Raw genomic sequence first — 22,707 nt, forward strand, 5'->3', positions numbered from 1 at the left:
TGTTCATGAAAGGTATCAATCACACGGTCAAATTGGGACTTGAAATCATCACGCCGACTCAATCCGGTTCCGGCGCTGAATTATATAAAGAACTCAATTATATCGAACGCAACAATAAGGTTTTTGTCGTTGATCAACAGGCTGTCTTTCAGGCTATAGCCTCCGGCAATCTGGCATTGGACGCGCAATTGTTGGCGGGTAATCGATTGAGCGATTGGGTCAATGTCGCAGGGCTGGATTTTGGTTATCGCCTGGACTGGATTGGCAGCCCGGCAAAAGTGCCGGAGAAATTCCGCGAGCAACTCAAGGATGCCATGAATCGGCCATACTTGCCTGGATCAGCGATTAAGGGCGCGATTCGCACGGCTTTGATTGCTGAGTGGTTGCGTAGTGCAACCGAAAATGAGGTTATTTCAAAACGGATTACTGGACTATTGCCTTACGCTGAAATAAACGGAAAGCCATCTAAGTCAAGAACATTTGCTTCATCGGATTTGATCAAATCTCTAATAGGAAAAGACGCCAAACAAGATATTTTCCGTTCCTTCAAAGTCAAAGATACATTATTCGCCAATTCAGAATTACGCCTAGCCGACATTCGATGGTTGAACGAAGCTCGTTGGCGTAGCATGAGTCAGAGAAAAAGTTTCAATGACTGGCAGCAAGCCGACGGCATTCATGCCGAAGTATTGCAACCGGGGGCATTGGGTTTGTTGGCCTTGCAATGGGACAGTTTTTTGCTGAGCAATATCAGCACATGGCAACAAAACGGAACGGTTTCTGCAATCGCGCCAAAGGATTTTGACGATTTGAGGCAACGCCTTAATCGACACGCCGAATACCGTTTACAGCGAGAAATCCAGTTTTACAAGCAACAAGGTAAACCAGCTCCAGAACATGAATGTCAGCGTATTTTGAATATGATGAAAGCGGACCAGCAATCGGCTTTCCTGCAAATGTCCTGGGGTAGCGGTTGGCGTGGCATGACCGGCGATTGGGCATCCGATGAACAGGTAAAAACCTTCAGGGAACTATTCAATCTCGGCCGTACTGGCAAGCCTTTCCCCAAAACCCGTCGTTTGGTGGTTTCGGGCGAGCCAAAACTACCTATGGGTTGGATACGTTTAGTGCCTTATGATCTTATAGTCGACAAATTAGAAAAACAGCAAACCTTGTAACAGGCTACTAATGCCCAATCCACCTGGGTAAATCAGAAACTAATACAAATTGCTCAGCAAAATCATAGCTCAGAAAAAGAGGCGTTACGCGGCAAAGCGCTAGCGGAAGCTTGGCAAGCTTTGCCGGATGGGGAAGAGAAACAAGCTGCATTGGCGGATATAAAAGCACGATGGCAAACGGAGGATTGGTGGGAACAGCCTAGCGGTAAATCGGCCAAGCAAGCTAAAATAATCTATGAACAGGGTTGCACATGAATTGTAGTTGCTCAGATCAAATTGTCCAATTTATTAGAACCACATTATCTGGAAATGGCGAAACGATCGATTCTTTTTTCAAAAGAAAAGATCGGCGATGATTCTAATTGCCGCCAATTTTTCATTATTCACATTGCATTAATCAGTTCATGTTCCGCAAAACGTTTGATAAACCCGTTCCGACGGCGCGGGCGGGGTGCGGTAGTCGAAGTGTTCCGGTTTGTCTTCATACGGTTGCACGAGCGCGTTGAGCAGGCGCTGTAAGACAGTGTAATCACCCTGTTCCACAGCGGCTGCCAGTGCTTCCTCGACACGGTGGTTACGCGGAATGATGGCTGGATTGTTCGCCTGCATCAATTGCAATGATTCGGATGCCGGTTGCGGTTGACGCGTCAGCCGTTGCTGCCAGCGGCTATGCCATTCCATGAAACTGCTTTCGCGGAACATTGCATCTTGCGGCAATGCCGGTTCGGTCAGCGCGCGGAAGGTGTTGGTGTAATCGGTTTGGTGTTGAGTCATCCAGTCGAGCAGACCGGCAGTCAGCTCGCTGTCGCCTTCCTCTTCTGTGAATAATCCCAATTTCTTGCGCATGCCGCCGATCCAATGCGTATGGTAAATCCCCGGAAATGCGTGGAGGCTTTCTTCCGCCATTGCCACGGCTTGTTCCTGCGACGGATCGAACAGCGGCAATAGCGTCTCGGCAAAGCGTGCGAGGTTCCATTGCATCATCATCGGTTGGTGACGATAGCGGTAACGGCCGTTCTGGTCGATCGAGCTGAACACGGTATCCGGATTGTACGCATCCATGAAAGCGCACGGGCCGTAGTCGATGGTTTCGCCGCTGATGCTGGTGTTATCGGTGTTCATCACGCCGTGAATGAAACCCGCCAGCAGCCATTGCGCGACCAACGCCGCTTGTCGCTCGATGACGCGGTTTAACAGCGCGAAATAGGGGTTCTCGCTGGCCTGCAATTCCGGGTAATGACGCTGAATGGTGTAATCCGCCAGAATCTGCACCGTTTCTTTGCCGCCGTGTCCGGCTGCGTACTCGAATGTGCCGACGCGGAGGTGACTGGCGGCGACGCGCGTCAGTATCGCGCCGGGCAGCATCGTTTCGCGCCGTACCTGTTCGCCGGTGGTCACGACTGCCAGGCTGCGCGTCGACGGAATGCCGAGCGCATGCATCGCCTCACTGATAATGTATTCGCGCAGCATCGGCGCCAGCGCAGCGCGGCCATCGCCGCGGCGGGAAAACGGCGTCTGTCCGGAACCTTTGAGTTGAATGTCGACACGTCTGCCGTCCGGTGTCAGATGCTCGCCGAGCAAAATCGCGCGGCCGTCGCCGAGCATGGTGAAATGGCCGAATTGATGCCCGGCGTAGGCTTGCGCGATCGGCTGCGCGCCGTCGGGCAGGGCGTTACCGGCAAACAAAGCCGCCGCTTCCTCGGCGGACAATGCGTTCAAATCCAGTCCCAACGATTCCGCCAGGGCATGATTCAACAGCACAGCCTGCGGCGCACGCACCGGCACCGGGCACAATTGCGCGTAAAAATAATCGGGCAGCCGCGCGTAGCTATTGTCGAAGCGCCAGCCCACGTTAGCGGGGGTGTATTGCCGATCGGGTTTCAATGTCATGTTGTGATTTTTTTAGGGAAGCTTGTAAACGAACGTATTGTAGGGGATTTACTATGGGACATGCGCAAAACCGATAGGTTTGGGTAGACCGGTAAATGTTGGGCTTTCTTTCGTAATTCAACCTACTGTGCTGCTGTGCTTATGCATTCCGATCACGGCGACCCGAAATGATTGCAACGAGATTTACAACGGACGTGGTTGCTTCTGCGCAAAGAGCAGCTTGTCGGTATGTAGCGGTACGGTGGTGCTGTAGATCATTAGCGAGTGACAAAGCCGCCTTGGCGTGTCGTCGCACACCTTCGTTCGGGTGACCAGACAATTCAGTTGCTAAGTAAGCGTCAAGCATTCGTTTTGCGTCTGTTTCCGAAGGTTGTGTCCCATCATCGGTTGGATGGCGCTGTGGTTCATAAACTACCTGAGCGACTGATATGAGAACTTCTCGGCAAAGCAGGCCGACTGCCTGAAAATGCTCTTCGACCTTGGATTGCTCTAGACGCCTTCGAATTTCTTCCACACCTCGATCAACACGAGACCATCCTGTTGGTTCTTCAAAGAGGCGTGTTCCAGAAGTGTTGGCCCGAATCTGGTCAATGAGTGGTTGATACATTTCAGACAGGTGGGCACGCCGTGACGCCCAACTGCCAAGGTCGCCAGCACTCCAGCGCCCATACCACGCCCATAGGTCACCATGGGGATTGGGGTCGGGAAGATTGCGGTGTCTAAGTTCCTGAGCAATGAGATTACGACGCTCTCTGTACTGATCGTTCACATCTTGGATCTTCGGCCCACCAGTGGCTACCGCAACCATCAGGCTGCGTTGAGCTTCAATTTCGGTAATAAGCTGATCATCAGTCATGGGTTCTATGCGCACAGCGTAATATACAAGACATTCTGTCCAATCATCTTGTGTGTGGTGCTGGATAATGTTGGTAATGATTAATTATAATCAACTATTTAAGTATCCATTAAAAAATTGAATAAGACGATTGATGCAGATACATCATCTATCGAGTCAATTTCATAATTTGGCTCCTGGTGAGTGATGAGTCAATAGTCCGGATTATCGTTTGCTAAACACAGCCAGCGTTTCAACATGCGCGGTATGCGGAAACAGATCGGCGAGCTGGATATCGTCGATGGTCCAGCCGTGCTGGCAAAAGAACCAGGCGTCGCGCGCGAAGGTTTCGGGATTGCAGGAGATGTAGTAAATCGCTTGCAATGCTTTAAAACACTCGAAGAATCCCTGATGTTTTTTTAGTCCGGCGCGTGGCGGGTCGAGCACCAGGATTTGCGCGTTGCCGGCTTGCGGTTGCAGTTGCTTCCAGATGCGCGGATCGTACAGATCGGCGATTCGCGGTTTCACTTTGGGAAGATGCCTGGCTTTTAGTTGCTCGATCGCGTTGGCATCGGCTTCATATGCCAGCACTTCGGTGCAGTTCGACGCGGCAATGATCGACGTGAAATTGCCGGAACCGCAGAACAATTCTACCGCCTTGGCCGCAAGCGGGCGGGCGGCAAGTTTTTCTTTAAGCCAATTTTGCATCCATTCGCTTTGCGCGGTATTGCCTTGTTTGAAAGGGCGCTTGCGGTCGATCGCGATTTCCTGCGGCTGCAAGCCGTCGTCCAGATCGATAAAATGCCACGGTTGCGTTAAGCCATCTTGCCACTCGGGATTCGGCAATTGTTGTTGCACCGATTTCAGCAATGCGCGGCAGGTATCGTTGAGCACCAGGCAATCCTCGATCGGTGCGATTTGATGCGAGTCCTCGGAGACGAAGCCAAGCTGCACGCCGTCGGTTTTGATTTGGCAGCGGTTGCGGTAGCCCAATTGTTGCGGGGATGGATGGACGTGACTGATCGCCAGTTGCGCGGTATCGAAACCGACGCGCCGCATCGCATAAACCACGCGGTTGCGTTTTTGTTCGAGCTGGCTTGTATAATCGGCAATCATCCACGGGCAACCGGTGCAGGCATGATCTTCCGCCGTGACATAACGGCAGGGCGGTGTTTGCCGCTGATCGGACGGTTGCAGCAGCCGGACGAGTTTGGCGTAGGCGAATTTTTTATTGTTGAGCGGTTTGTCGATCACTTCGAATTCGCCGTGATCGCCCGGCCAGGCGCCGTAGACGAAATACGACAAGTTGTTCTGGGTGTTTTTGACGACTCCCAGGCCTTTTTGCGACAAATGAGAAATGGTACCGGTAAATTTCATGATTAATTTTTAGAGACGCCCTTATCTGTTATGGAAACAATACAATGAGCAACAACCCCTTCGAGCATTTTAAAAAAGACCCCGAGTCTCTGGAACAAGCATTGACGCCGCTACAGTACGAAGTTACGCAACATGCCGGTACCGAGCCGCCTTTCCAGAACGAATACTGGGATCACCACGCCGAAGGCATCTATGTCGACATTGTATCGGGCGAACCGCTGTTTGCGTCGGTGCATAAATTCGATTCCGGCACTGGCTGGCCGAGTTTTTACCGGCCGATCAGCGAACAGTATATGCAATTCAAAACCGATTACGAGCTGTGGATGCCGCGCACCGAGGTGCGCAGCCGTTACGCCGACAGCCATTTGGGTCATGTATTCAACGACGGCCCGGCGCCGACCGGCTTGCGCTATTGTATCAATTCCGCGTCGCTGAAATTCATCGCCAAGCAGGATATGCAAGCGGCGGGTTACGGCGAATGGCTGGTTTTGTTTGAAAGCGGTACGCAAAGCTAGGCGATGGCAATGACCGATGAGCAACCCATGTTAGATGAATTACCGGTAACACAGCCGCTGCCATCCTTTTGGCAAGCGGCGCTTTGTTTCGGCGGCGTGTTGTTGTTGATCGCCTTTGGTTTGTTTGCATTTCACGCCAGTTTGCACGCATTGATTTTTCTGGCATTGATTTGGGCCGGATTGCACGCGCGAGGTCTTGGTTATTCGTTCATCGCCATTCGCGGCATGATGGACGAAGGCATTACCAAAGCGTTGCCGGCGATTTATATTTTCATGCTGATCGGCATGGTGATCGCCAGCTTCATGCACAGCGGCACCATCGCGACCTTGTTGTATCTCGGCCTGGATTGGCTTACTCCCGGCATGTTCTTAGCGACTGGATTTGTGTTATGCAGTCTGATGTCGGTCGCGACCGGTACGTCCTGGGGCACCACCGGCACCATCGGCGTGGTGTTGATCGGTATCGGCGATGCGATGGGGATTCCGCTGCCGCTGGTGGCGGGGATGATCGTATCCGGCGCGACGTTCGGCGACAAGTTATCGCCGATATCGGATACCACCAACCTCGCGGCAATGAGCGCGGGCACGAATCTGTACCGGCATATTGGTTCGATGCTGTATACCACGCTGCCGACGTTCGTCATCGTGCTGATTATTTTTACCGTGTGGGGCCTGCAATATGGCGAGAACCGCTTGCCCAACGAGCATTTGACCGAAATCCGAAACGCTTTGGCGGGGTCTTACCGGCTGGATGGGTGGATCACGCTGTTGCCGCTGGTGTTGATGTTTGGCCTGAGCATCAAACGCTACGCCGCCGAGGTCAGCATGTCATGCAGCATCCTGCTGGCATTGGCGATTGCCATCGGCTATCAGGGCAAGGACGGCGTCGACGCGCTCAATGCGCTGTGGCTGAATTCACCCGGTCAGACCGGCATCGCCAGCATCGACGAATTGCTCGGGCGCGGCGGCTTGTACAGCATGGCTTGGACCTTGCTACTGTCGATCATGGCGTTGGCGCTTGGCGGCATTTTGCACCACGCCGGGTTTCTGCGGGTGCTGCTGCTAAAAATGATCGCAGCGATCCACCGCAGCAGCACTTTGATCGCCGCGACCATTGCATCGGGCCTGGCCGGTAACCTGGCGATGGGGGAAGCGTATATCTCCATCATCCTGAATTGCCAATTGTTCAAGGATGCCTACCGGGAAAAAGACCTCGATCCGGCGGTGCTATCGCGCTCGGTCGAGGAAGGCTCGACTCTGACTACCGGTTTGATCCCGTGGACTACCGCCGGGACTTTCTACGCCGCGACCTTGGGCGTGCCGACACTCGATTACGCGCTGTATGCCTTGTTGAATGTGCTGAATCCGTTCGTTTCCGTTACGATGGCGGTTCTGGGGGTAGGGTTGTTGCGGATGCGGCCTAAGCTCTAAAATTATTAATGCTTATTCCAGTTGTGCGATTGAATGACACTTGGCCGCAAAGAACTAAAAATAGCCAGGTCGCAGATAGAGAATAAATGGTAAATAAGTTATTGATTATAGAGCTATTATACATTTATCTATGCCGCAATAATTCATTTCCATAATGAGACTATTGTTATATACTGGCAGCGGTTATACATAGACTTTTCAATACACGAATTGAGAATCGGTGCTAACCACAGTTACATTCCTTAATTGTTACAGGATATTAAAAATGAATAAATTCACCCGTCAATTGAAACTTTCACTTGCGGCACTGGCAGCTTGTGGCTTTGCAAGCTCGGCATCCGCAGCTACTACGATCGACTTTGATAGCACCCCTACGGGTACCTACTCATTACTAACCTTTGGTTCCGTAAACATCACATTCCTTGCAGGTGACGGTACTTTTAACGTAAGCAGCGATACTCCGGATCTGCCAGTGAGTGGTCATTCTCTCATAAGCTATTTTACGAATCCTGGCTCAGGTTCTTTCCAAGCCACTTTTGCTGGAGGCGCAAGTAGCGTTAGTATCGACGTTTCCGATTATAGTCCATCCGATGAGGACGAGCCTTCCTTATATGCGTACGACTCCGTCGGAACATTATTGGACAGCGATAGCATCTTCATACCTGGCGGCGGTCCCGGTGGTACCTTGACGGTATCGAGTTTAACTCCAATTGCCTATGTTCAATGGAACGAAGTAGGTTCCTTCGCAGGTGCGGTGTATTGGGATAATCTGGTATATGCGCCGGTTCCGGAACCTGAAACCTATGCTATGTTGCTGGCAGGTTTAGGATTGTTGGGTTTTGCTGCACGCCGCAGAAAAGAATCAGCTGTATAATAAACATTGGTTCTTTCATCCAAAACGGGAGCATGGGCTCCCGTTTTTTTTACTTTTTGTGATGGCTTCAATGGAAGCTGCAATAAGTTTGATTCAGAAGCTCAAATCTAAGTAAACATTCAATGGTGCTAACGATGCAAAATAGACTCGATCAACGCAATACATGGAGAAATCTATTGATATGGATTTCCGCTCTTGGCGGCGGTTTTTTATTGTCGTTTCTTGGTTTCGGATTATTGTGGAGCGGCATCTCCTGGGCTGTTCAAATGGTTCTGGCGTTGCTGTTTTTCACTGCGGTGTCCTACGGGCTTTCGCGCTGGAGTCATGGTGCGATCCTGCCGGAAGTGCTACTGGTGATCGGCGCTTTGCCGCTTGGGTTGCTGATGATGCAATTCCGCGATACCAGCGGATCGCATTTGCTGCCGGTGCTGGTTGTTCTGAGCTGGTTGCTCGGGATAGCGGCCGGTTATTTCTGGGGTAAATGGTCGCGAGGCGCTCAAACTGGCGTTTCGCAGGATAACGCTTCCGCTTGAGGAACACCATGCATCGTCTTGAATTGAAAATTCCTCCGGCTATGTTGGTGCTGATTTTTGCCGGATTGATGTGGGTTGCCGCGGAATTTGCGCCCTGGGCGGCAGTGGCAATTCCGGGCAAGGAATGGATTGCATTGGCGTTATGGCTGGCAGGATTTGGATTGATCGCGTGCGGAATAGCAACGTTTATCGCAGTGCGGACAACCGCCAATCCGTTCACGCCGGAACAATCGTCTTCGCTGGTCACGCACGGTGTTTACCGGGTCAGCCGCAATCCGATGTACGCCGGTTTTCTGTTGCTGCTGGCGGCATGGAATGTGTATTTGGAGAATGGCTTGCCGCTGCTGTTGCTGCCGTTGTTCGTGTGGTACTTGAACCGGTTTCAGATCATCCCGGAAGAAAACGTGCTGCTATCGAAATTCGGCGAGGATTACGCCAACTATTTGAAGACTGTGCGCCGTTGGCTATAAAAGCGACGGACATGCCGCATCAGGCATGATGCCATCATCCATCAAAATAATCCTTTGTTCAAACAGTTAACCGCAGGTAGGACAAAAATTATCTAAACCTCCGTGGCCGATCGTTCGAAATAGTCGTGCTGGTTTCTTACAGCAAAGGGTAAAAGTCGCTCGTTATTTGAATGACTTTTTTCGAGAAACTTTTTCGGAGATTAAGCATGAAGAAAATTTGCTACACCACGATCGCCGCTGCGGGATTGCTGGTTGGCGCAAGCGCCGCCAATGCCGCATTGGTGTTTGTGGAGACGGATACGGCAAAGCGTACTGAAGCGTTTGACGTTTCGGGATTCGCAACGCTGCCGGTCGGTTCTTTGGTCAGCCTGGGGCATCTCGATTTCACCGGACCCGGCGCACAGACGGTGACTTATACCTATCTGGGCCAAGAATCGGGATTCAACAATAAGTTTTATGATTTGTTGGGCGGTCATCAGTTGCTGGAATCCGATCCGGTCGGAACATCGGTCAGTTCTGTAGTGAGCGCGACCGGACCGCTGAGTTTCGAATTTGAAGGCAACGTTGGAAAATTTGCCGTCAACGGTGGCGATTGGGATAAAAATACCTCGATCGGATTGATTGGAACCAACATGCTGGTCGGTTCGGTGGTATACGACTACGTGCTGGGGTACAACGATAGCGCTGGTACAAAGAAACTGGGCGACTGGGATGACTTCGTGATCGGCGTCAGCGCAGTACCGGAGCCGGAGAAATACGCCATGCTGTTAGTGGGTGTCGGTTTGATCGGTTTTTCGCTGCGTAAACAAAAAGTCAGATAAAACAAACGGTTGAATTTTTCTTTTAAATCCCCTGATTGGTGCGCCAGTCCGGGGATTTTTCATTTGGGAAGCACTGATTAATTGATTGCACGAGCGAATTGCATCGTTGCACGGTACTCGCTCCCTCGTCTATCTGACTGATATGCCTCGGTTACTGCGTTCCGTGCGCCTTGCACTTCATCACGTTCGTCGAATTAATCAGCGCTTCCTTAAGTAAGCGCTGTTAATTGATTCGTGTTGGCCTTGCATCGATATCTTCGAAAGCATGTCCCGCTGGCTTATTGACTCGGCACAATAATACTTGAAATTTATGAATCGCCCCCCATCTTGTTGAAATGGAAAAAGACGACGCAAGATATTCGACGCTGGAGCAACTGCATGAACGGCGCAAGCAAGTGGTGCGGTTGCATCGCAAGGGCTACGGCGTGATGCAAATTGTTGAGCTCAGTGGGCTTTCGTATCCGACAGTTCGGTTTGCGATAGATCGGTATGAAGAAGGCGGATTTTCCGCCCTGAAGCCAGGGATGCGAGGCAAGCGTGCTGGTCAAGGGCGGGCACTGACAGAGGAACAGGAACAAGCCATCCGCAAGATCATTTGTGACAAGCGCCCGGAGCAACTGAAGATGGAATTTGCGCTGTGGAATCGGGCGGCGGTCATGCAACTGATAGAGAGGGAGTACAGCATCAAGCTGTCGGTGCGCGGCGTAGGCAACTATCTGTCACGTTGGGGTTTCACTCCCCAGAAGCCGATCAAGAAGGCCTATGAGCAGCGGCCTGAAGCCGTACAAGCCTGGCTCAACGAGCAATACCCGGAAATTGAGAAGCGCGCCAAGGCGGAAGGCGGCGAGATTCACTGGGGCGATGAAACTGCCTTGGTCAATACCGATGTGCGCGGTCGTTGCTATGCTCCGGCAGGCAAGACGCCAGTCACCTACGCGACTGGTGGTGCGCGACAGAAGCTATCGATGATTGCCGCAGTGACGAATCAGGGCAAAACACGCTGGATGATCATCGACGAGGCCTTCAACGCCGACAGGCTGATCGAATTCCTCGAAGCGCTGATCAAGGATGCCGGGAAGAAGGTATTCTTGATTCTCGACAATCTGCGGGTTCATCACAGCAAACAGGTCAAGGCATGGGTCGCTGAACGACAAGACAAAATCGAGCTGTTCTACCTGCCCAGCTATAGCCCGGAACTGAATCCGGAGGAACGCCTCAATGCCGACCTCAAGCATGCCATCGGGACGAAAGTGCCGGTGCGCACCAAGGCCAAACTCAAACTCGCTGCCACCGAACACATGGTTAAACTTGAACAATCACCCGAACGGGTCAAAAGCTTCTTTCAAGATCCGAGGGTCAAATATGCCGCTTGAAACTTCAAACTTAATCTGACCGGATCAATATGAATAATTTGCGAGTGAAACGCATATTTTCTGCAAATCTGAGCGGATTGCGGCAGGTGTCCGCTTTAACCATCCGGCCAGAACTTTTGAATCGGTAGTTTCCAGAATAATACTGGTTTCCAGCAATTGATACAGGGAAGGCGTTAGAACTTTCTTGTCGTCCAAAACTTCGATCATTCGCGCCGCGTGCATTTTTGCACGTCTTAATTGACCCGCTTCATAAATCGGTGGATTACTTTCAGGCCGCTTGGGTTGATAAATGGAATTAGCTTGGATCGGTGTTTCAGGATATTGCATGGTATTCCTCCTCTCATCAAACGCTAAATCAAGGATAGCAATAGCAGATGACAACAATATTTCAAGATTTTTGAAACTATAACTGTTGTTCAATGTAACCGATGAGCGAACAAACTACAATGTGGCAAATTGTCGCTACGGCTTCGAACACCGCAGCGGCAACGCAGAGAGTTTTTCAACGACCCGTTAAACAAGAATCAGATCTGTCGCAGCGGCATAGTTGTTGATTGGGTTTAACGCCGCCCGGACAGCATCATCGGCGGTTTCCAGAAAAATGAATTGCATCGCTGCGCGTGTTGTGACAGGTACGTCCTGCAAATCCTTGCGGTTTCGTGCGGGCAGCAGTACTCGCTGGATTCCGGCGCGTTGCGCCGCCAGTATTTTTTCCTTGATGCCGCCGACCGGCAATACGAAGCCACGCAGACTGATCTCGCCGGTCATGGCGGCATCGTGGCGCACCGCCCGGTTGGTAAACAATGACGCTAAGGCGATGAACATGGCTACGCCCGCGCTTGGACCGTCTTTCGGAATGGCCCCGGCTGGGACGTGTAAATGTACGTCGATACCGTCAAACGCCGATACCGGAATATTCAAATCGCTGGCACGCGCTTTTACCAGTGTGAGCGCCGCTTGCGCGCTTTCTTTCATGACATCGCCGAGTTGCCCGGTCAGGATCAGGCGGCCGCTGCCATTCACGCGCGTGGCTTCAATGAACAGAATGTCGCCGCCGACCGGTGTCCAAGCCAAACCGGTGGCAACACCGGGCATGTCGGTCAACAGCGCCAGCTCGTGCTCAAATTTTTCCGGCCCCAGGATGCCGCCCAAATTTGCGGAGTCAATCTGCACCTGCTGGAGCTCTCCTTGCGCAATGCGCAACGCGGCGTGCCGCATGACCCGGCCGATTTCCCGTTCGAATTGGCGCACGCCGGCTTCGCGCGTGTAATTGGCAACAATGCTTTGCAAAGCCTCCGGTGTCAGCACGCATTGATCGGTTTGCAAGCCGTTGGCTTCGCTTTGGCGTTGCACCAGATAACGTTGCGCGATCTGTAATTTTTCTTCTTGCGTATACCCCGGTAAATCGATGATTTCCATACGATCGCGCACTGGTGGCGGAACATTGTCGATGACATTGGCGGTGGCGATGAAAATCACCCGGCTTAAGTCGAACGGCACGCCCAGATAATTGTCCCGGAATGTCGAATTTTGCTCCGGATCAAGAATCTCCAGCAGCGCGGCGGACGGATCGCCATGCGCGCTGGCGGTCATTTTGTCGATTTCGTCGAGCATCATCACGCAATTGCGCGAACCGGCCTTGCGCAACCCTTGCACAATATTGCCCGGCATCGCGCCGACGTAGGTGCGGCGGTGGCCGCGCATTTCCGCTTCGTCATGCACGCCGCCTAATGACACGCGAACGAACGGGCGTTGCAACGCACGTGCAATGCTTTGACCGAGCGAAGTCTTACCGACGCCCGGCGGCCCCACAAAACAAAGAATCGGCGCCCGCCCTTGCGGTTTCAGCTTTTGCACTGCGAGAAATTCAACAATGCGTTGCTTGATACGTTCCAGCCCGAAATGGTCTGCTTCCAGAATTTCGCGTGCGGCATGGAGGTCGATTGGTTTTTCTTCCGGCAATTGCCACGGTAACTCCGTCATCCACTCAAGATAGGTATGCAGCATCGAATATTCACTCGATGCGGCGGGCATCCGTTGCAGCCGCTGCAATTCTTTACGGGTTTGTTCCTCGATGTCACTGGGCATACCGGCAGCGGCGATGGCGTCGTGCAATTTTGCAATTTCCTGATCGTTCTCGCCGTCTTCACCAAGTTCTTTCTGAATGGCTTTCAATTGTTCGCGCAGTAAGAACTTACGTTCGCGGTCTTCCATCTGTTCTTTGGTACGTTCGCCGATTTCTTGCGAAAGCCTTAGTACTTCGATGCGCCGCGTGATAATTTGCAAGACTTTTTGCAGCCGCGCTTCGGTATCGATCGTTTCCAGCAATTTTTGTTTTTCGCTGATTTCGGTGTCCAGCAGGCTGGCAGTGATATCGGCCAGATCGGATGGCGCCCGGGTCGCTTGCAAGGCGTGCGCCAATTCGGCGGGCACCCCAGGCAGCAACGATAAAATTTCGATCGCGCGCTCGCGCAATTGCAGCGCCAGTGCTTCTACTTGCGTGGTGATCGTAGCGGTTTCGTGGATGCGTTTGACGCGTGCGGCAATAAACGGATAGCCTTCAACCAATTCTTCGATCTGGAAACGCTCAACGCCCAAGCAAACGGCATGGTGTGTTCCGTCTTCGGAGGCGATGTGCCGCACCACGTTAGCAATGGTGCCGATGGAACACAGCGCATCCAGCCCCGGTTCGTCAGCCGCTGCGTCTTTTTGCAGCACGATACCGATCGGAGCTTTTGCTTGCAGGGCATGCTGAATCGTCGCAATCGACCGTTCCCGGCCAACGGTGATCGGCATTAACACATGGGGAAATAACACGACATTGCGCATCGGCACGAGCGCGATGACATCGGCGGGTAATTCAAACGGTGTGGCGATTGACTGTTCCATAATACGCATCTCAAGAAAATCATTAATTGACTTTAATATTGAGCGCTTCGCTGGAAATTCAAGAGAGCATCTCTTGAAGCATCAGTTGAAATAACCGCCGGTTATTGCATTTAACCGGCGGGGTGCGAGGATAATCGCTTACGGACGGTGCCGGGTTTCTTTCTTCTGTTCGTACCGTACCAGTTTTGCGAGATCAAGCATTTCTTCCGACAAGATCTCCAAGACATCATCCAGCGTCAGAATTCCGACCAGTTCACCGGCATTGTCGACGATTGGCAACCGGCGGATGGTTTTGCGGCGCATAAAATCGATGGCATCATGCGTGGCGGTGCTGTCTTTCACGGTAAACAGCTCTGGCGCCATAATATCGCCGACGGTAATGACTTTTTCGTCCAATTCGGTGGCCAGCACTTCCACCACCAAGTCGCGATCCGTCACGATGCCGACCGGGATCGCGGAGCCGTTGGGTTTATCGATTACGATGAGAGCGCCGACATGATATTGGCGCATCAGTTTGGCCGCTTCCACAACGGGCTCATCGCGTTGAATGACGATTACTTCACGGTTGCAAATTTCGCCGACGGTCATAATATTCTCCTTATTTCATAGCGCAGTTTATTTGATGGACAGTTTAGCTGGCTGTTGAAAAACGTTTTTGAGGCAACCGATACAAGGCAAAAACAGGCAGTACAATTTATGCAAAATAAATGAGTGTTTTGAGCTTGTTTTTAACACCGTAGCGGCAACGAAGTTGGTTTTTCAACGATTTGTTAGCGCGACCAATGCACGCGCAGTAAATTCTCATCCTGGTTATAGTGAAAATCCAGCTCGCCTTGATAAGCGCTATGAATTGCCTCGCCGATCCCGCGCGCCAAGTGGATATCGGTGGTCGTAATCAAAAACGAGCCATTCTGCTTTTCAGTTGCAATAATGCGCTGCAATGGGTGCTCGGCTTTTTCCTTTTTCTCGAAATTTTGCACGAGGTGCAGGATCTCATCGCGATGGCTGTGGAAAAACTCACCCTCCAGGGTCACAAAACCAGCCGGATAATGATCGATAGTACGCTGGCAAGCCGGACAATTATGCTGGTGAGCATTAGCGGCTGCCGCCGTCCATTGCCAACGGCCGTTATGAAACACTGCGCCACATTGCGGGCAAACGGTCGGTTCCGGTAGTTTTTCTTTGATTTTGTAAGCATCGTGCACGCGCTCTTTAAAAACAGCATCGTGACGGGTAATTTGACGAAAATTAGGGTGGATGCTTTGGGTGCCCATGATTATTCTCCTCTTATATAACTAACTCATTATGATAATAAAATTATATTTCTTGTTTGAGAGTGACAACTATTTTTTCGTCTGCTTACATATCTTTCATCTTGCTCCGTTTGATAATTTTGTCAAGCCTACACATGAAGCGATATTGCGTTGAAAATAGATAAATCAATATTCGGGGGGAACAAATATTGAATCGTGCAAGCGCTGTTCTCTATCCAATTGATCAGCCAATGCTTTTAATGCTTCCGAAATTGCCACCGGATACGGACTGGCTGTTTCGAGGCTGCTTATCGCCGGTGCCAGGCTTTGATAGTTGTTGAGCGTATGTTGGCGTAATTCGTGCAGCGATGGCTTCGGTTGCAGCCGTTTTCCGGCGTGCATGAATGGTCGTATCAACGGTGTACCCGGTTGCGGGTCGTTGTCTTCCAGCGCGATAGTATCGCCGCCGAGATAACCGTCTTCGGTGAACAGGCGATAAACCTGTTTTCTGCCCGGCCAGGTAGCTTTGCCTTCGGAGCGTTTGCGGCGGGCTTTCCCGGCAAATTCCTGCAATTTGTAAGCGCAATCGAGCGACGGCGCATCGATCGAAATATCCAATGCGGTACCGATGCCGAAACCGTCGATTGGTGCGCGGGCGGCTAATAATGTTTGCAGTTTGTATTCGTCGAGATTGCCGCTGGCAAAAATCGTGGTGCCGTGCAAGCCACCGTTATCGAGAATTTGCCGGACATTTTTCGCGTGCGCGGCCAAATCGCCGCTGTCGAGCCGCACACCCTTGATGTCGATATGATCCACTTTCAGCTTGTTGGCCAAAGCAACCACTTTATGCGCGGCGGCTTCGGTATCGTAGGTGTCGATCAACAAAATCGTATTGTCCGGGTGCGAGCGGGCGAAATGCTCGAAAGCCAAACTTTCATCGCCGTGAGCCTGGATGAACGAATGCGCCATAGTGCCGAAAACTGGAATATCATACAGCGTGCCGGCCAGCACCGTAGCTGTGCCGGAAAAACCCGCGAGGTAGCTGGCGCGTGCAGCCAGCAATCCTGCTTCCGCGCCATGCGCGCGGCGCATGCCGAAATCGACCAGCAATTTATCTGGCGCAACCAGCACCGATCGCGCCGCTTTTGAGGCAATCAGCGTTTCAAAGTGCAGCAGATTGATAATGCGCGATTCGACTAATTGCGCTTGCGGCATTGGCGCGGTGATGCGCAGAATCGGCTCGTTCGGGAAAAAGACCGTGACTTCCGGCATGGCATGCACATCGCCTTCAAAACGGAAGTGTTCGAGGTAATCGATCACCTGCGGCGGGAAGCGAGTCGCCAGCCAATCCAATTCTTCTGCTGAGAACCGCATGTTCTCCAGAAATTCCAGCACTTGCTCCAGGCCGGCGGCGACCAGAAAATTACGCCCAGGCGGCAGTTTTCTTACGAACAATTCAAACACCGCGGTTTGCTGCATGTTTTGTTCCAGATAGGTTTGCAGCATGGTGAACTGGTATAAATCCGCCAGTAACGGGCTGGATATCGGATTCATGCGGCAAGCTCCTGAAACTGAGTCAGTGTTGCGCCATGCGCGATCATGTCGTCAATGGCCTTTATTCCATCGTTCGGTCTGCGGTTGATTGCCTGGATGGCATCTTGCAGCACAGTGACGGCGTAACCCCGGTGCAGCGCATCGTTTACAGTCTCGTGCACGCAGTATTCGGTTGCAACGCCACCGACAAAAATCCGCTGGATCTGCAAGGATTGCAGCAAATCCTGCAAGCCGGTGCCGGAAAAGCCGGAATAGGCATCGGTGTCGCGTTCAGTTGCTTTGGAAACGATATGCGTATCAGCCGGTAATGCCAGGTCAGCATGAAAAGCCGCACCAGCCGATCCGGCGATGCAATGTGGCGGCCACGGCCCGCCCTGCTGCACAAACGAGCAATGATCCGGCGGGTGCCAGTCGCGGGTGGCGATAACCGGTAAGCGGGATTGCTGGAAACGGACGATATAGCGATTGAATACCGGAATGAGGGCATTCGAGCCGGGAACTTCCAGGCTGCCTCCTTCCAGAAAATCGTTTTGCATATCGACGATCATCAGCGCATCACCCGCTACAAGCTGAATAGCCATGCTAGTCATCCGCGATGCAGGACACGACTAACAGGGCGTTGAAAAACTATCTGCGTTGCCGCTGCGGTGTTAAAAACAGGCTCTAAATGCTCATTTATTGGGCATAAACTGCGCTTTTTCGCCTGTTTTTGCCTTGCGTCGGCTGCCTCGAAAACGTTTTTCAACGGCCTGTTAAGTTTCGCTGCCGGGGACATGATGCTTGCCGGTACTCACGCGCTTGGCTTGATAACCTTCGCTGCCGATGTCTTGCAAAAATTGCACTTCTTCGCCAGTAGTGAGCTGATCAAAATCATGGCCAGCCAGATTATCGCGATGAAAATACAATTCGCGTCCATCGGCGGTTTCAATGAAGCCATAGCCTTCGTTGCTGACCAGACGGGTGATTTTGCCATGCAGCACGGGTGCATGGGTTTTGGTAGCACCATGCTGTTTTCGTCCATAATCTTCCAATTGGCGTTTCGCGGCATCGAAGGCATCGCGTACCGCGACATAAACATCTTCGTTGGCGACACGATTAACCACCAGCTCTCCGCCGGGCACTGTCATGTCGATGTGCACGTCAAACAACCGGCCTTGATGATGATGTTTATGCGGCAATTCGACCACAATCCGGCAGCTCATGATATGCGGATAGAATTTTTCCAGCTTTGCCGCTTTTTCACGGATATGTGTTTCCAGGGCATCGGAATGCGGAATATCTCGTGTCGTGATTTGCAAAGTGACTTCCATGATGTTTCTCCTTATGAACGAGGTTATTGCGAAGTTATCCTTTTATACATACTTTCGGGCGTAAGAAAGCGACCCGGCGAGCAAGTCCAGCCTGTTCCGTGACTTCCGCGACCACATCGACATCCTTGTAGGCGCCTGGTGCTTCTTCGGCTGCGCCGCGCATCGAACGGGTACGGATCAGGATGCCTTGTTGCAATAATTCCTGGATCAGCGCCTTGCCTTGCCACTGCTTCAATGCTTGGCTACGACTCATGGCGCGACCCGCGCCGTGACTGCACGAGGCAAATGCCGGGTTGTCGCGGGTGCCGACGAGTATGTAGGAACCGGTTCCCATGCTGCCGCCGATAATGACTGGCTGACCTGTATCCCGGTAGCGTTGCGGTAACCGCGGATGCCCCGGTCCGAATGCGCGCGTCGCGCCCTTGCGATGCACATGCAAAACTCGGGGTTTGCCATCGACTTCGTGCGTTTCTTCCTTGCAGGTGTTGTGGGACACGTCGAACAGCGTTTCCAGCGCCGTTTGCGGAAAGACCTCGGTAAACGTTTCGCGCGTCAGATGCGTCAGGATCTGCCGGTTAGCCAATGCGCAATTGATCGCGGCATTCATCGCGCCTAAATAGCGCTGTCCTTCGGGTGATTTGATCGGGGCGCAAGCCAATTCCCGGTCGGGTAAACGGATGCCGAGACGATTGGCTGCTTTGGCGAGCATTATCAGATAATCGGTGCCGATTTGATGCCCAAGCCCGCGGGAACCGCAGTGGATGGAAATCACCAATTGTCCTTCCTGCAATCCAAAAGCCTGGGCGACTGGTTGATCGTAAATTTTTTCAACCACCTGCACTTCCAGATAATGGTTGCCGGAGCCTAATGTGCCCATTTCGCCGCGCTGGCGTTTTTTGGCGAGTTCCGACACATTGTCCGGCACTGCGCCGCCGACCCGGCCGTTTTCTTCAATAAATTCGAGATCGGTTGGATTGCCGTAACCTTGCTTGACAGCCCACTGCGCGCCGCCGGTCAAGACTTGATCGAGTTGTTGCGGATTCAAATGAATGTTGCCTTCCTCGCCGACACCAGCGGGGATGGTTGCGAACAGCCGGTCGGCCAGGCGTTGCAACAACGGTGCGGCATCGGCAAGCTTCAGATTGCTGCGCAGGCAGCGGATGCCGCAGGAAATGTCGAAACCTACGCCGCCAGCGGAAATGATACCGCCTTGTCCGGCGTCGAAAGCCGCGACACCACCGATGGGAAACCCGTAGCCCCAATGCGCATCCGGCATGGTCATCGCAGCGCCGACGAGCCCAGGCAATGCGGCGACGTTGGCGATTTGCTCCAGCACTTTATCGTCCATGCTAGCCAGTAGCGGCTGACTGCCGTACAGCAAAATTTCCGCTCTTGCTTCATCTTTCGATTTAGGCAACGTCCACAGATACGAATGCAATGCTTTTAGTGATTGGATATTCATACATCGACCACACAACGTGATTCCCAAATCGGTCCGATTTGCTTGACCGACAACATAGTCAGGGTGGCGCCTTTGACTTCGACGCCGCGCTCCAATCCATCCCGCCACGGTTCGCCAAGAACTTTGCCATGCCAATGATCATCCTGACGGTGGATATAAAAATGACCGAATACCATACCTAATTCACGCGACTTTCCCAGGATTTGATTCAACCAAATCACCAAGGCCAGTTCCGGATCGGCTTCTTCAAATTCGATCGCTACCGCCGTTTGCGGTTTGATCGCCTCGATATTGGTGATCACAGCGAACACCGCGTGTGCCGCCGCTTCGAACGATTGCTCGATAGTCAGACCGCGGCCGATAATCCCGATATCCGCATCATGTTCAAAATACGAAGAACTCATATCATTTAGTAATCGCTGAGTATATTTTCATTGTAGTAGTTTTGTTGATGCGGATCGCATTTATCTGTGTTTTTTTTGCGTTAGATCAATTGTGCAAGACTTGGAAGCGAAGTAAAGTGAAGGCCAGGAGGAGCCACTATGCCGAAGCACAATGCCGATATCGCCAGTAGCTTTGAAGAGATCGCGGATTTGCTGGAAATCCAGGGGGCTAATCCGTTCCGCATCCGTGCTTACCGCAATGCTGCACGCATCCTTGGCGAATTGCCGCAAGAAGCTTCGCGGCTGCTGGAAAAAGGTGAGGATCTGACTCGCTTGCCGGGGATCGGTGATGATCTGGCGGCAAAAATCAAGGAAATTGTCACGACCGGGCATTGCAGTTTGCTCGATCGCTTGCATACCGAATTGCCACCGGCGATTACCGAGCTGCTCAAAATTCCCGGACTCGGCCCCAAAAGAGTCAAAGCGTTGTATCACGACCTTGATGTGCAAACGCTGGAGCAGTTGCACCGGGCGGCGCGCGATGGCCGGATCCGGGCTTTGCCTGGGTTTGGCGAGAAAACCGAGAACAATATCCTGCAAGCGATCGAAGCGCATGCTAATCAGACGCGGCGATTCAAGCTGGCGGTCGCGGCACCGTACGCCGATGCGCTGGAACGCTATCTCGCGGCGACACCGGGTGTGTTGCAGGTAACGATTGCGGGCAGTTACCGGCGCATGCGCGAGACGGTCGGCGATCTGGATATTCTTGTTACCGCTGCAACGGCTGCGGCCAGCGACATCGTGCAGCGCTTTACCGGATACGACGAGGTTGCCGAGATCTTGTCGGCAGGTACGACCCGTGCCAGCATCATTCTCAGATGCGGGTTGCAAGTCGATTTGCGCGTGGTTAAAGAAGAATCGTACGGCGCCGCGCTGCATTATTTTACCGGCTCGAAAGCGCATAACATTGCGATCCGCGTACTGGCACAGAAAAAAGGCTTAAAAATTAACGAGTACGGCGTGTACCGCGATGACACGCGTATCGCCGGCGAAACTGAGGCGTCGGTATACGCAGCGGTCGGTCTTGCATACATACCGCCAGAGTTGCGCGAAAACCGTGGAGAAATAGCCATCGCCAAATCGGGGAAATTGCCGCAATTGATTGAGCGCGCTGATCTGCGCGGCGATTTGCACGTGCATACCAAAGCGACCGACGGCCATCACTCGTTGCGGGAAATGGCGCTTGCCGGATTGTCGCAGGGGTTTGAGTACCTGGCGATTACCGAGCATTCCCAGCGGTTGACGGTGGCGCACGGGCTCGATACGGCACGGCTGTTGGCGCAATGCGATGCGATCGATGTTCTCAACGAAGAGCTGCAAGGCATCACCTTGCTCAAGAGCATCGAGGTGGATATTCTGGAAGACGGCAGCCTGGACTTGCCGGATAGCGCGCTGGCGCGGCTCGATTTGGTGGTGGCCGCGGTGCACAGCAACTTTAATCTGTCGCGCGCCAAACAAACCGAACGCATCGTGCGTGCCATGCAGCATCCGCATTTCACGCTGCTGGCGCATCCAACCGGCCGTTTGCTGCAACGCCGCGAGCCGTACGATGTCGATATGCTGCGCATTATCCGAGAAGCCCGACGACGTGGTTGTTTTCTGGAATTGAACGCACATCCTGAAAGGCTCGATTTGCTCGATACCCATTGTCAATTGGCCAAGGAAGAAGGGGTCTTGATTAGTATCAATTCGGACGCACATAGCATTTATGATTTTGCCAATTTGCGCTTCGGTATCGGCCAGGCGCGGCGTGGTTGGCTGGAAAAGCATAATGTGCTGAATACCCGGCCATTGACAGAGTTGCGTTTGTTGATTAACCGCACGATGTGACTGAACTAAAGGAGTAAGCCATGATTTTTAACGATCGTATCGCTGCTGCACAAAAGCTTGCGGAAGCGCTTTCCGATTACCGCGATAAACATGCGCTGGTGCTGGCGATTCCACGCGGTTCGGTGCCGATGGCTAAATTGATTGCCGAACGGCTGCACGGCGAGATGGATGTGGTCTTGGTGCGTAAGCTCGGTGCGCCGGGCAATCCGGAATTTGCCATCGGCTCGGTCGATGAAAGCGGCTGGGTTTACTTGACGGAGTATGCCGCCAAAACAGGGGCGGACGACCATTACATCCAACAGGAAGTGGCCGCCCAAATGGAAACCATGCGTCGGCGGCGCGCGCAATACACGCCGACACGACCACCGGTGGATCCTGCGGGACGCATCGTTATCGTCATCGACGACGGTCTGGCAACCGGTTCGACCATGATCGCGGCGCTACATGCGTTGCGTAACCGCAAACCGGCGCAATTGATTTGTGCCGTGCCGGTGGCGCCGCCCGAAACCATCCAGAAACTTCACGGCAAGGCGGATCGCATTGTTTGCTTGTCGACCCCGGCCGATTTTTATGCGGTGGGGCAGTTCTACCGCGATTTTCCGCAAGTTAGCGATGACGAAGTGATCGCCTGCCTGACTGAAACCAACCGCCCGGCGAGCGCTGAATGAA

22 protein-coding genes are annotated in these 22,707 nt (G+C 52.6%); 10 read left to right on the top strand and 12 right to left on the bottom strand.

Annotated elements, in window-relative coordinates:
* Positions 1-5 precede the first annotated feature (5 nt).
* On the top strand, positions 6-1,178 hold the full coding sequence (gene csm5 / locus ACV7NC_RS13720; RefSeq protein ID WP_458153167.1) for a type III-A CRISPR-associated RAMP protein Csm5: 1,173 nt from the start codon (positions 6-8) through the stop codon (positions 1,176-1,178).
* Positions 1,179-1,580: 402 nt separating this feature from the next.
* Here csm5 and ACV7NC_RS13725 read toward each other — a convergent pair whose 3' ends face one another.
* The 3 genes from ACV7NC_RS13725 to ACV7NC_RS13735 form a co-directional block, all read right to left on the bottom strand.
* Positions 1,581-3,068: a protein adenylyltransferase SelO gene (locus ACV7NC_RS13725; RefSeq protein WP_458153169.1), complete on the bottom strand. Its 1,488-nt coding sequence runs from the start codon at positions 3,066-3,068 to the stop codon at positions 1,581-1,583.
* A gap of 139 nt (positions 3,069-3,207) precedes the next feature.
* Positions 3,208-3,924, bottom strand: a complete 717-nt coding sequence (locus ACV7NC_RS13730) for a hypothetical protein (RefSeq protein ID WP_458153171.1) — start codon at positions 3,922-3,924, stop codon at positions 3,208-3,210.
* A 204-nt stretch (positions 3,925-4,128) separates the two neighbouring features.
* A complete protein-coding gene (locus ACV7NC_RS13735) occupies positions 4,129-5,280 on the bottom strand; it encodes a class I SAM-dependent RNA methyltransferase (RefSeq protein WP_458153172.1) in 1,152 nt (383 codons plus the stop codon).
* Between the two features lie 44 nt (positions 5,281-5,324).
* On the opposite strand from ACV7NC_RS13735, the gene msrB reads away from it, so the two are divergent.
* The 7 genes from msrB (at position 5,325) to ACV7NC_RS13770 (ending at position 11,297) form a co-directional block, all read left to right on the top strand.
* A complete protein-coding gene (gene msrB / locus ACV7NC_RS13740) occupies positions 5,325-5,795 on the top strand; it encodes a peptide-methionine (R)-S-oxide reductase MsrB (protein ID WP_458153174.1) in 471 nt (156 codons plus the stop codon).
* A gap of 9 nt (positions 5,796-5,804) precedes the next feature.
* Positions 5,805-7,226, top strand: a complete 1,422-nt coding sequence (gene nhaC, locus ACV7NC_RS13745) for a Na+/H+ antiporter NhaC (protein WP_458153176.1) — start codon at positions 5,805-5,807, stop codon at positions 7,224-7,226.
* Positions 7,227-7,491: 265 nt separating this feature from the next.
* Positions 7,492-8,100 (top strand): FxDxF family PEP-CTERM protein, encoded by a 609-nt coding sequence (locus tag ACV7NC_RS13750; RefSeq protein WP_458153177.1) that lies wholly within the window; start codon positions 7,492-7,494, stop codon positions 8,098-8,100.
* Between the two features lie 134 nt (positions 8,101-8,234).
* Positions 8,235-8,633, top strand: coding sequence for a lysophosphatidic acid receptor (locus tag ACV7NC_RS13755; protein ID WP_458153178.1), 399 nt, complete (start codon positions 8,235-8,237; stop codon positions 8,631-8,633).
* Positions 8,634-8,641: 8 nt separating this feature from the next.
* Positions 8,642-9,103 carry a methyltransferase family protein gene (locus tag ACV7NC_RS13760; protein WP_458153180.1) on the top strand — a complete coding sequence of 154 codons (462 nt, stop codon included), beginning with the start codon at positions 8,642-8,644 and terminating at the stop codon, positions 9,101-9,103.
* 206 nt (positions 9,104-9,309) lie between these two features.
* On the top strand, positions 9,310-9,924 hold the full coding sequence (locus ACV7NC_RS13765) for a PEP-CTERM sorting domain-containing protein (protein WP_458153182.1): 615 nt from the start codon (positions 9,310-9,312) through the stop codon (positions 9,922-9,924).
* A gap of 335 nt (positions 9,925-10,259) precedes the next feature.
* Positions 10,260-11,297: an IS630 family transposase gene (locus ACV7NC_RS13770; RefSeq protein ID WP_458151853.1), complete on the top strand. Its 1,038-nt coding sequence runs from the start codon at positions 10,260-10,262 to the stop codon at positions 11,295-11,297.
* Positions 11,298-11,321: 24 nt separating this feature from the next.
* Here the strand turns inward: ACV7NC_RS13770 and ACV7NC_RS13775 are convergent, their stop codons facing one another.
* The 9 genes from ACV7NC_RS13775 to ACV7NC_RS13815 form a co-directional block, all read right to left on the bottom strand.
* Positions 11,322-11,624 carry a hypothetical protein gene (locus ACV7NC_RS13775; protein WP_458153183.1) on the bottom strand — a complete coding sequence of 101 codons (303 nt, stop codon included), beginning with the start codon at positions 11,622-11,624 and terminating at the stop codon, positions 11,322-11,324.
* Positions 11,625-11,810: 186 nt separating this feature from the next.
* Positions 11,811-14,186: an endopeptidase La gene (gene lon / locus ACV7NC_RS13780; RefSeq protein ID WP_458153184.1), complete on the bottom strand. Its 2,376-nt coding sequence runs from the start codon at positions 14,184-14,186 to the stop codon at positions 11,811-11,813.
* A 138-nt stretch (positions 14,187-14,324) separates the two neighbouring features.
* Complete coding sequence (locus tag ACV7NC_RS13785) at positions 14,325-14,774, bottom strand: CBS domain-containing protein (RefSeq protein ID WP_458153186.1); 450 nt, start codon at positions 14,772-14,774, stop codon at positions 14,325-14,327.
* A 182-nt stretch (positions 14,775-14,956) separates the two neighbouring features.
* On the bottom strand, positions 14,957-15,460 hold the full coding sequence (locus tag ACV7NC_RS13790) for a BCAM0308 family protein (RefSeq protein ID WP_458153188.1): 504 nt from the start codon (positions 15,458-15,460) through the stop codon (positions 14,957-14,959).
* Positions 15,461-15,625: 165 nt separating this feature from the next.
* Entirely contained in the window at positions 15,626-16,993 is a 1,368-nt protein-coding gene (locus ACV7NC_RS13795; RefSeq protein WP_458153189.1) for a nicotinate phosphoribosyltransferase, read from the bottom strand.
* Positions 16,990-17,574, bottom strand: coding sequence for an isochorismatase family protein (locus tag ACV7NC_RS13800; RefSeq protein WP_458153191.1), 585 nt, complete (start codon positions 17,572-17,574; stop codon positions 16,990-16,992). Before ACV7NC_RS13800 ends, ACV7NC_RS13795 begins: the two co-directional genes overlap by 4 nt.
* 171 nt (positions 17,575-17,745) lie before the next feature.
* On the bottom strand, positions 17,746-18,303 hold the full coding sequence (gene hpf / locus ACV7NC_RS13805) for a ribosome hibernation-promoting factor, HPF/YfiA family (protein WP_458153192.1): 558 nt from the start codon (positions 18,301-18,303) through the stop codon (positions 17,746-17,748).
* Positions 18,304-18,337: 34 nt separating this feature from the next.
* Positions 18,338-19,765 (bottom strand): RtcB family protein, encoded by a 1,428-nt coding sequence (locus ACV7NC_RS13810; protein WP_458153194.1) that lies wholly within the window; start codon positions 19,763-19,765, stop codon positions 18,338-18,340.
* Positions 19,762-20,169 (bottom strand): archease, encoded by a 408-nt coding sequence (locus tag ACV7NC_RS13815; protein WP_458153196.1) that lies wholly within the window; start codon positions 20,167-20,169, stop codon positions 19,762-19,764. Before ACV7NC_RS13815 ends, ACV7NC_RS13810 begins: the two co-directional genes overlap by 4 nt.
* A gap of 138 nt (positions 20,170-20,307) precedes the next feature.
* On the opposite strand from ACV7NC_RS13815, the gene polX reads away from it, so the two are divergent.
* Complete coding sequence (polX, locus tag ACV7NC_RS13820; RefSeq protein WP_458153198.1) at positions 20,308-22,038, top strand: DNA polymerase/3'-5' exonuclease PolX; 1,731 nt, start codon at positions 20,308-20,310, stop codon at positions 22,036-22,038.
* A 20-nt stretch (positions 22,039-22,058) separates the two neighbouring features.
* On the top strand, positions 22,059-22,706 hold the full coding sequence (locus ACV7NC_RS13825; protein ID WP_458153200.1) for a phosphoribosyltransferase: 648 nt from the start codon (positions 22,059-22,061) through the stop codon (positions 22,704-22,706).
* Position 22,707: the final 1 nt, after the last annotated feature.

The sequence above is a fragment of the Nitrosomonas limosa genome, assembly GCF_054188085.1.

Coding starts and splice junctions, on each gene's coding strand:
- csm5 (WP_458153167.1), top strand. CDS start 6: ATGAAAGGTATCAATCACACGGTCAAATTGGGACTTGAAATCATCACG.
- ACV7NC_RS13725 (WP_458153169.1), bottom strand. CDS start 3,068: ATGACATTGAAACCCGATCGGCAATACACCCCCGCTAACGTGGGCTGG.
- ACV7NC_RS13730 (WP_458153171.1), bottom strand. CDS start 3,924: ATGACTGATGATCAGCTTATTACCGAAATTGAAGCTCAACGCAGCCTG.
- ACV7NC_RS13735 (WP_458153172.1), bottom strand. CDS start 5,280: ATGAAATTTACCGGTACCATTTCTCATTTGTCGCAAAAAGGCCTGGGA.
- msrB (WP_458153174.1), top strand. CDS start 5,325: ATGAGCAACAACCCCTTCGAGCATTTTAAAAAAGACCCCGAGTCTCTG.
- nhaC (WP_458153176.1), top strand. CDS start 5,805: ATGACCGATGAGCAACCCATGTTAGATGAATTACCGGTAACACAGCCG.
- ACV7NC_RS13750 (WP_458153177.1), top strand. CDS start 7,492: ATGAATAAATTCACCCGTCAATTGAAACTTTCACTTGCGGCACTGGCA.
- ACV7NC_RS13755 (WP_458153178.1), top strand. CDS start 8,235: ATGCAAAATAGACTCGATCAACGCAATACATGGAGAAATCTATTGATA.
- ACV7NC_RS13760 (WP_458153180.1), top strand. CDS start 8,642: ATGCATCGTCTTGAATTGAAAATTCCTCCGGCTATGTTGGTGCTGATT.
- ACV7NC_RS13765 (WP_458153182.1), top strand. CDS start 9,310: ATGAAGAAAATTTGCTACACCACGATCGCCGCTGCGGGATTGCTGGTT.
- ACV7NC_RS13770 (WP_458151853.1), top strand. CDS start 10,260: ATGGAAAAAGACGACGCAAGATATTCGACGCTGGAGCAACTGCATGAA.
- ACV7NC_RS13775 (WP_458153183.1), bottom strand. CDS start 11,624: ATGCAATATCCTGAAACACCGATCCAAGCTAATTCCATTTATCAACCC.
- lon (WP_458153184.1), bottom strand. CDS start 14,186: ATGGAACAGTCAATCGCCACACCGTTTGAATTACCCGCCGATGTCATC.
- ACV7NC_RS13785 (WP_458153186.1), bottom strand. CDS start 14,774: ATGACCGTCGGCGAAATTTGCAACCGTGAAGTAATCGTCATTCAACGC.
- ACV7NC_RS13790 (WP_458153188.1), bottom strand. CDS start 15,460: ATGGGCACCCAAAGCATCCACCCTAATTTTCGTCAAATTACCCGTCAC.
- ACV7NC_RS13795 (WP_458153189.1), bottom strand. CDS start 16,993: ATGAATCCGATATCCAGCCCGTTACTGGCGGATTTATACCAGTTCACC.
- ACV7NC_RS13800 (WP_458153191.1), bottom strand. CDS start 17,574: ATGGCTATTCAGCTTGTAGCGGGTGATGCGCTGATGATCGTCGATATG.
- hpf (WP_458153192.1), bottom strand. CDS start 18,303: ATGGAAGTCACTTTGCAAATCACGACACGAGATATTCCGCATTCCGAT.
- ACV7NC_RS13810 (WP_458153194.1), bottom strand. CDS start 19,765: ATGAATATCCAATCACTAAAAGCATTGCATTCGTATCTGTGGACGTTG.
- ACV7NC_RS13815 (WP_458153196.1), bottom strand. CDS start 20,169: ATGAGTTCTTCGTATTTTGAACATGATGCGGATATCGGGATTATCGGC.
- polX (WP_458153198.1), top strand. CDS start 20,308: ATGCCGAAGCACAATGCCGATATCGCCAGTAGCTTTGAAGAGATCGCG.
- ACV7NC_RS13825 (WP_458153200.1), top strand. CDS start 22,059: ATGATTTTTAACGATCGTATCGCTGCTGCACAAAAGCTTGCGGAAGCG.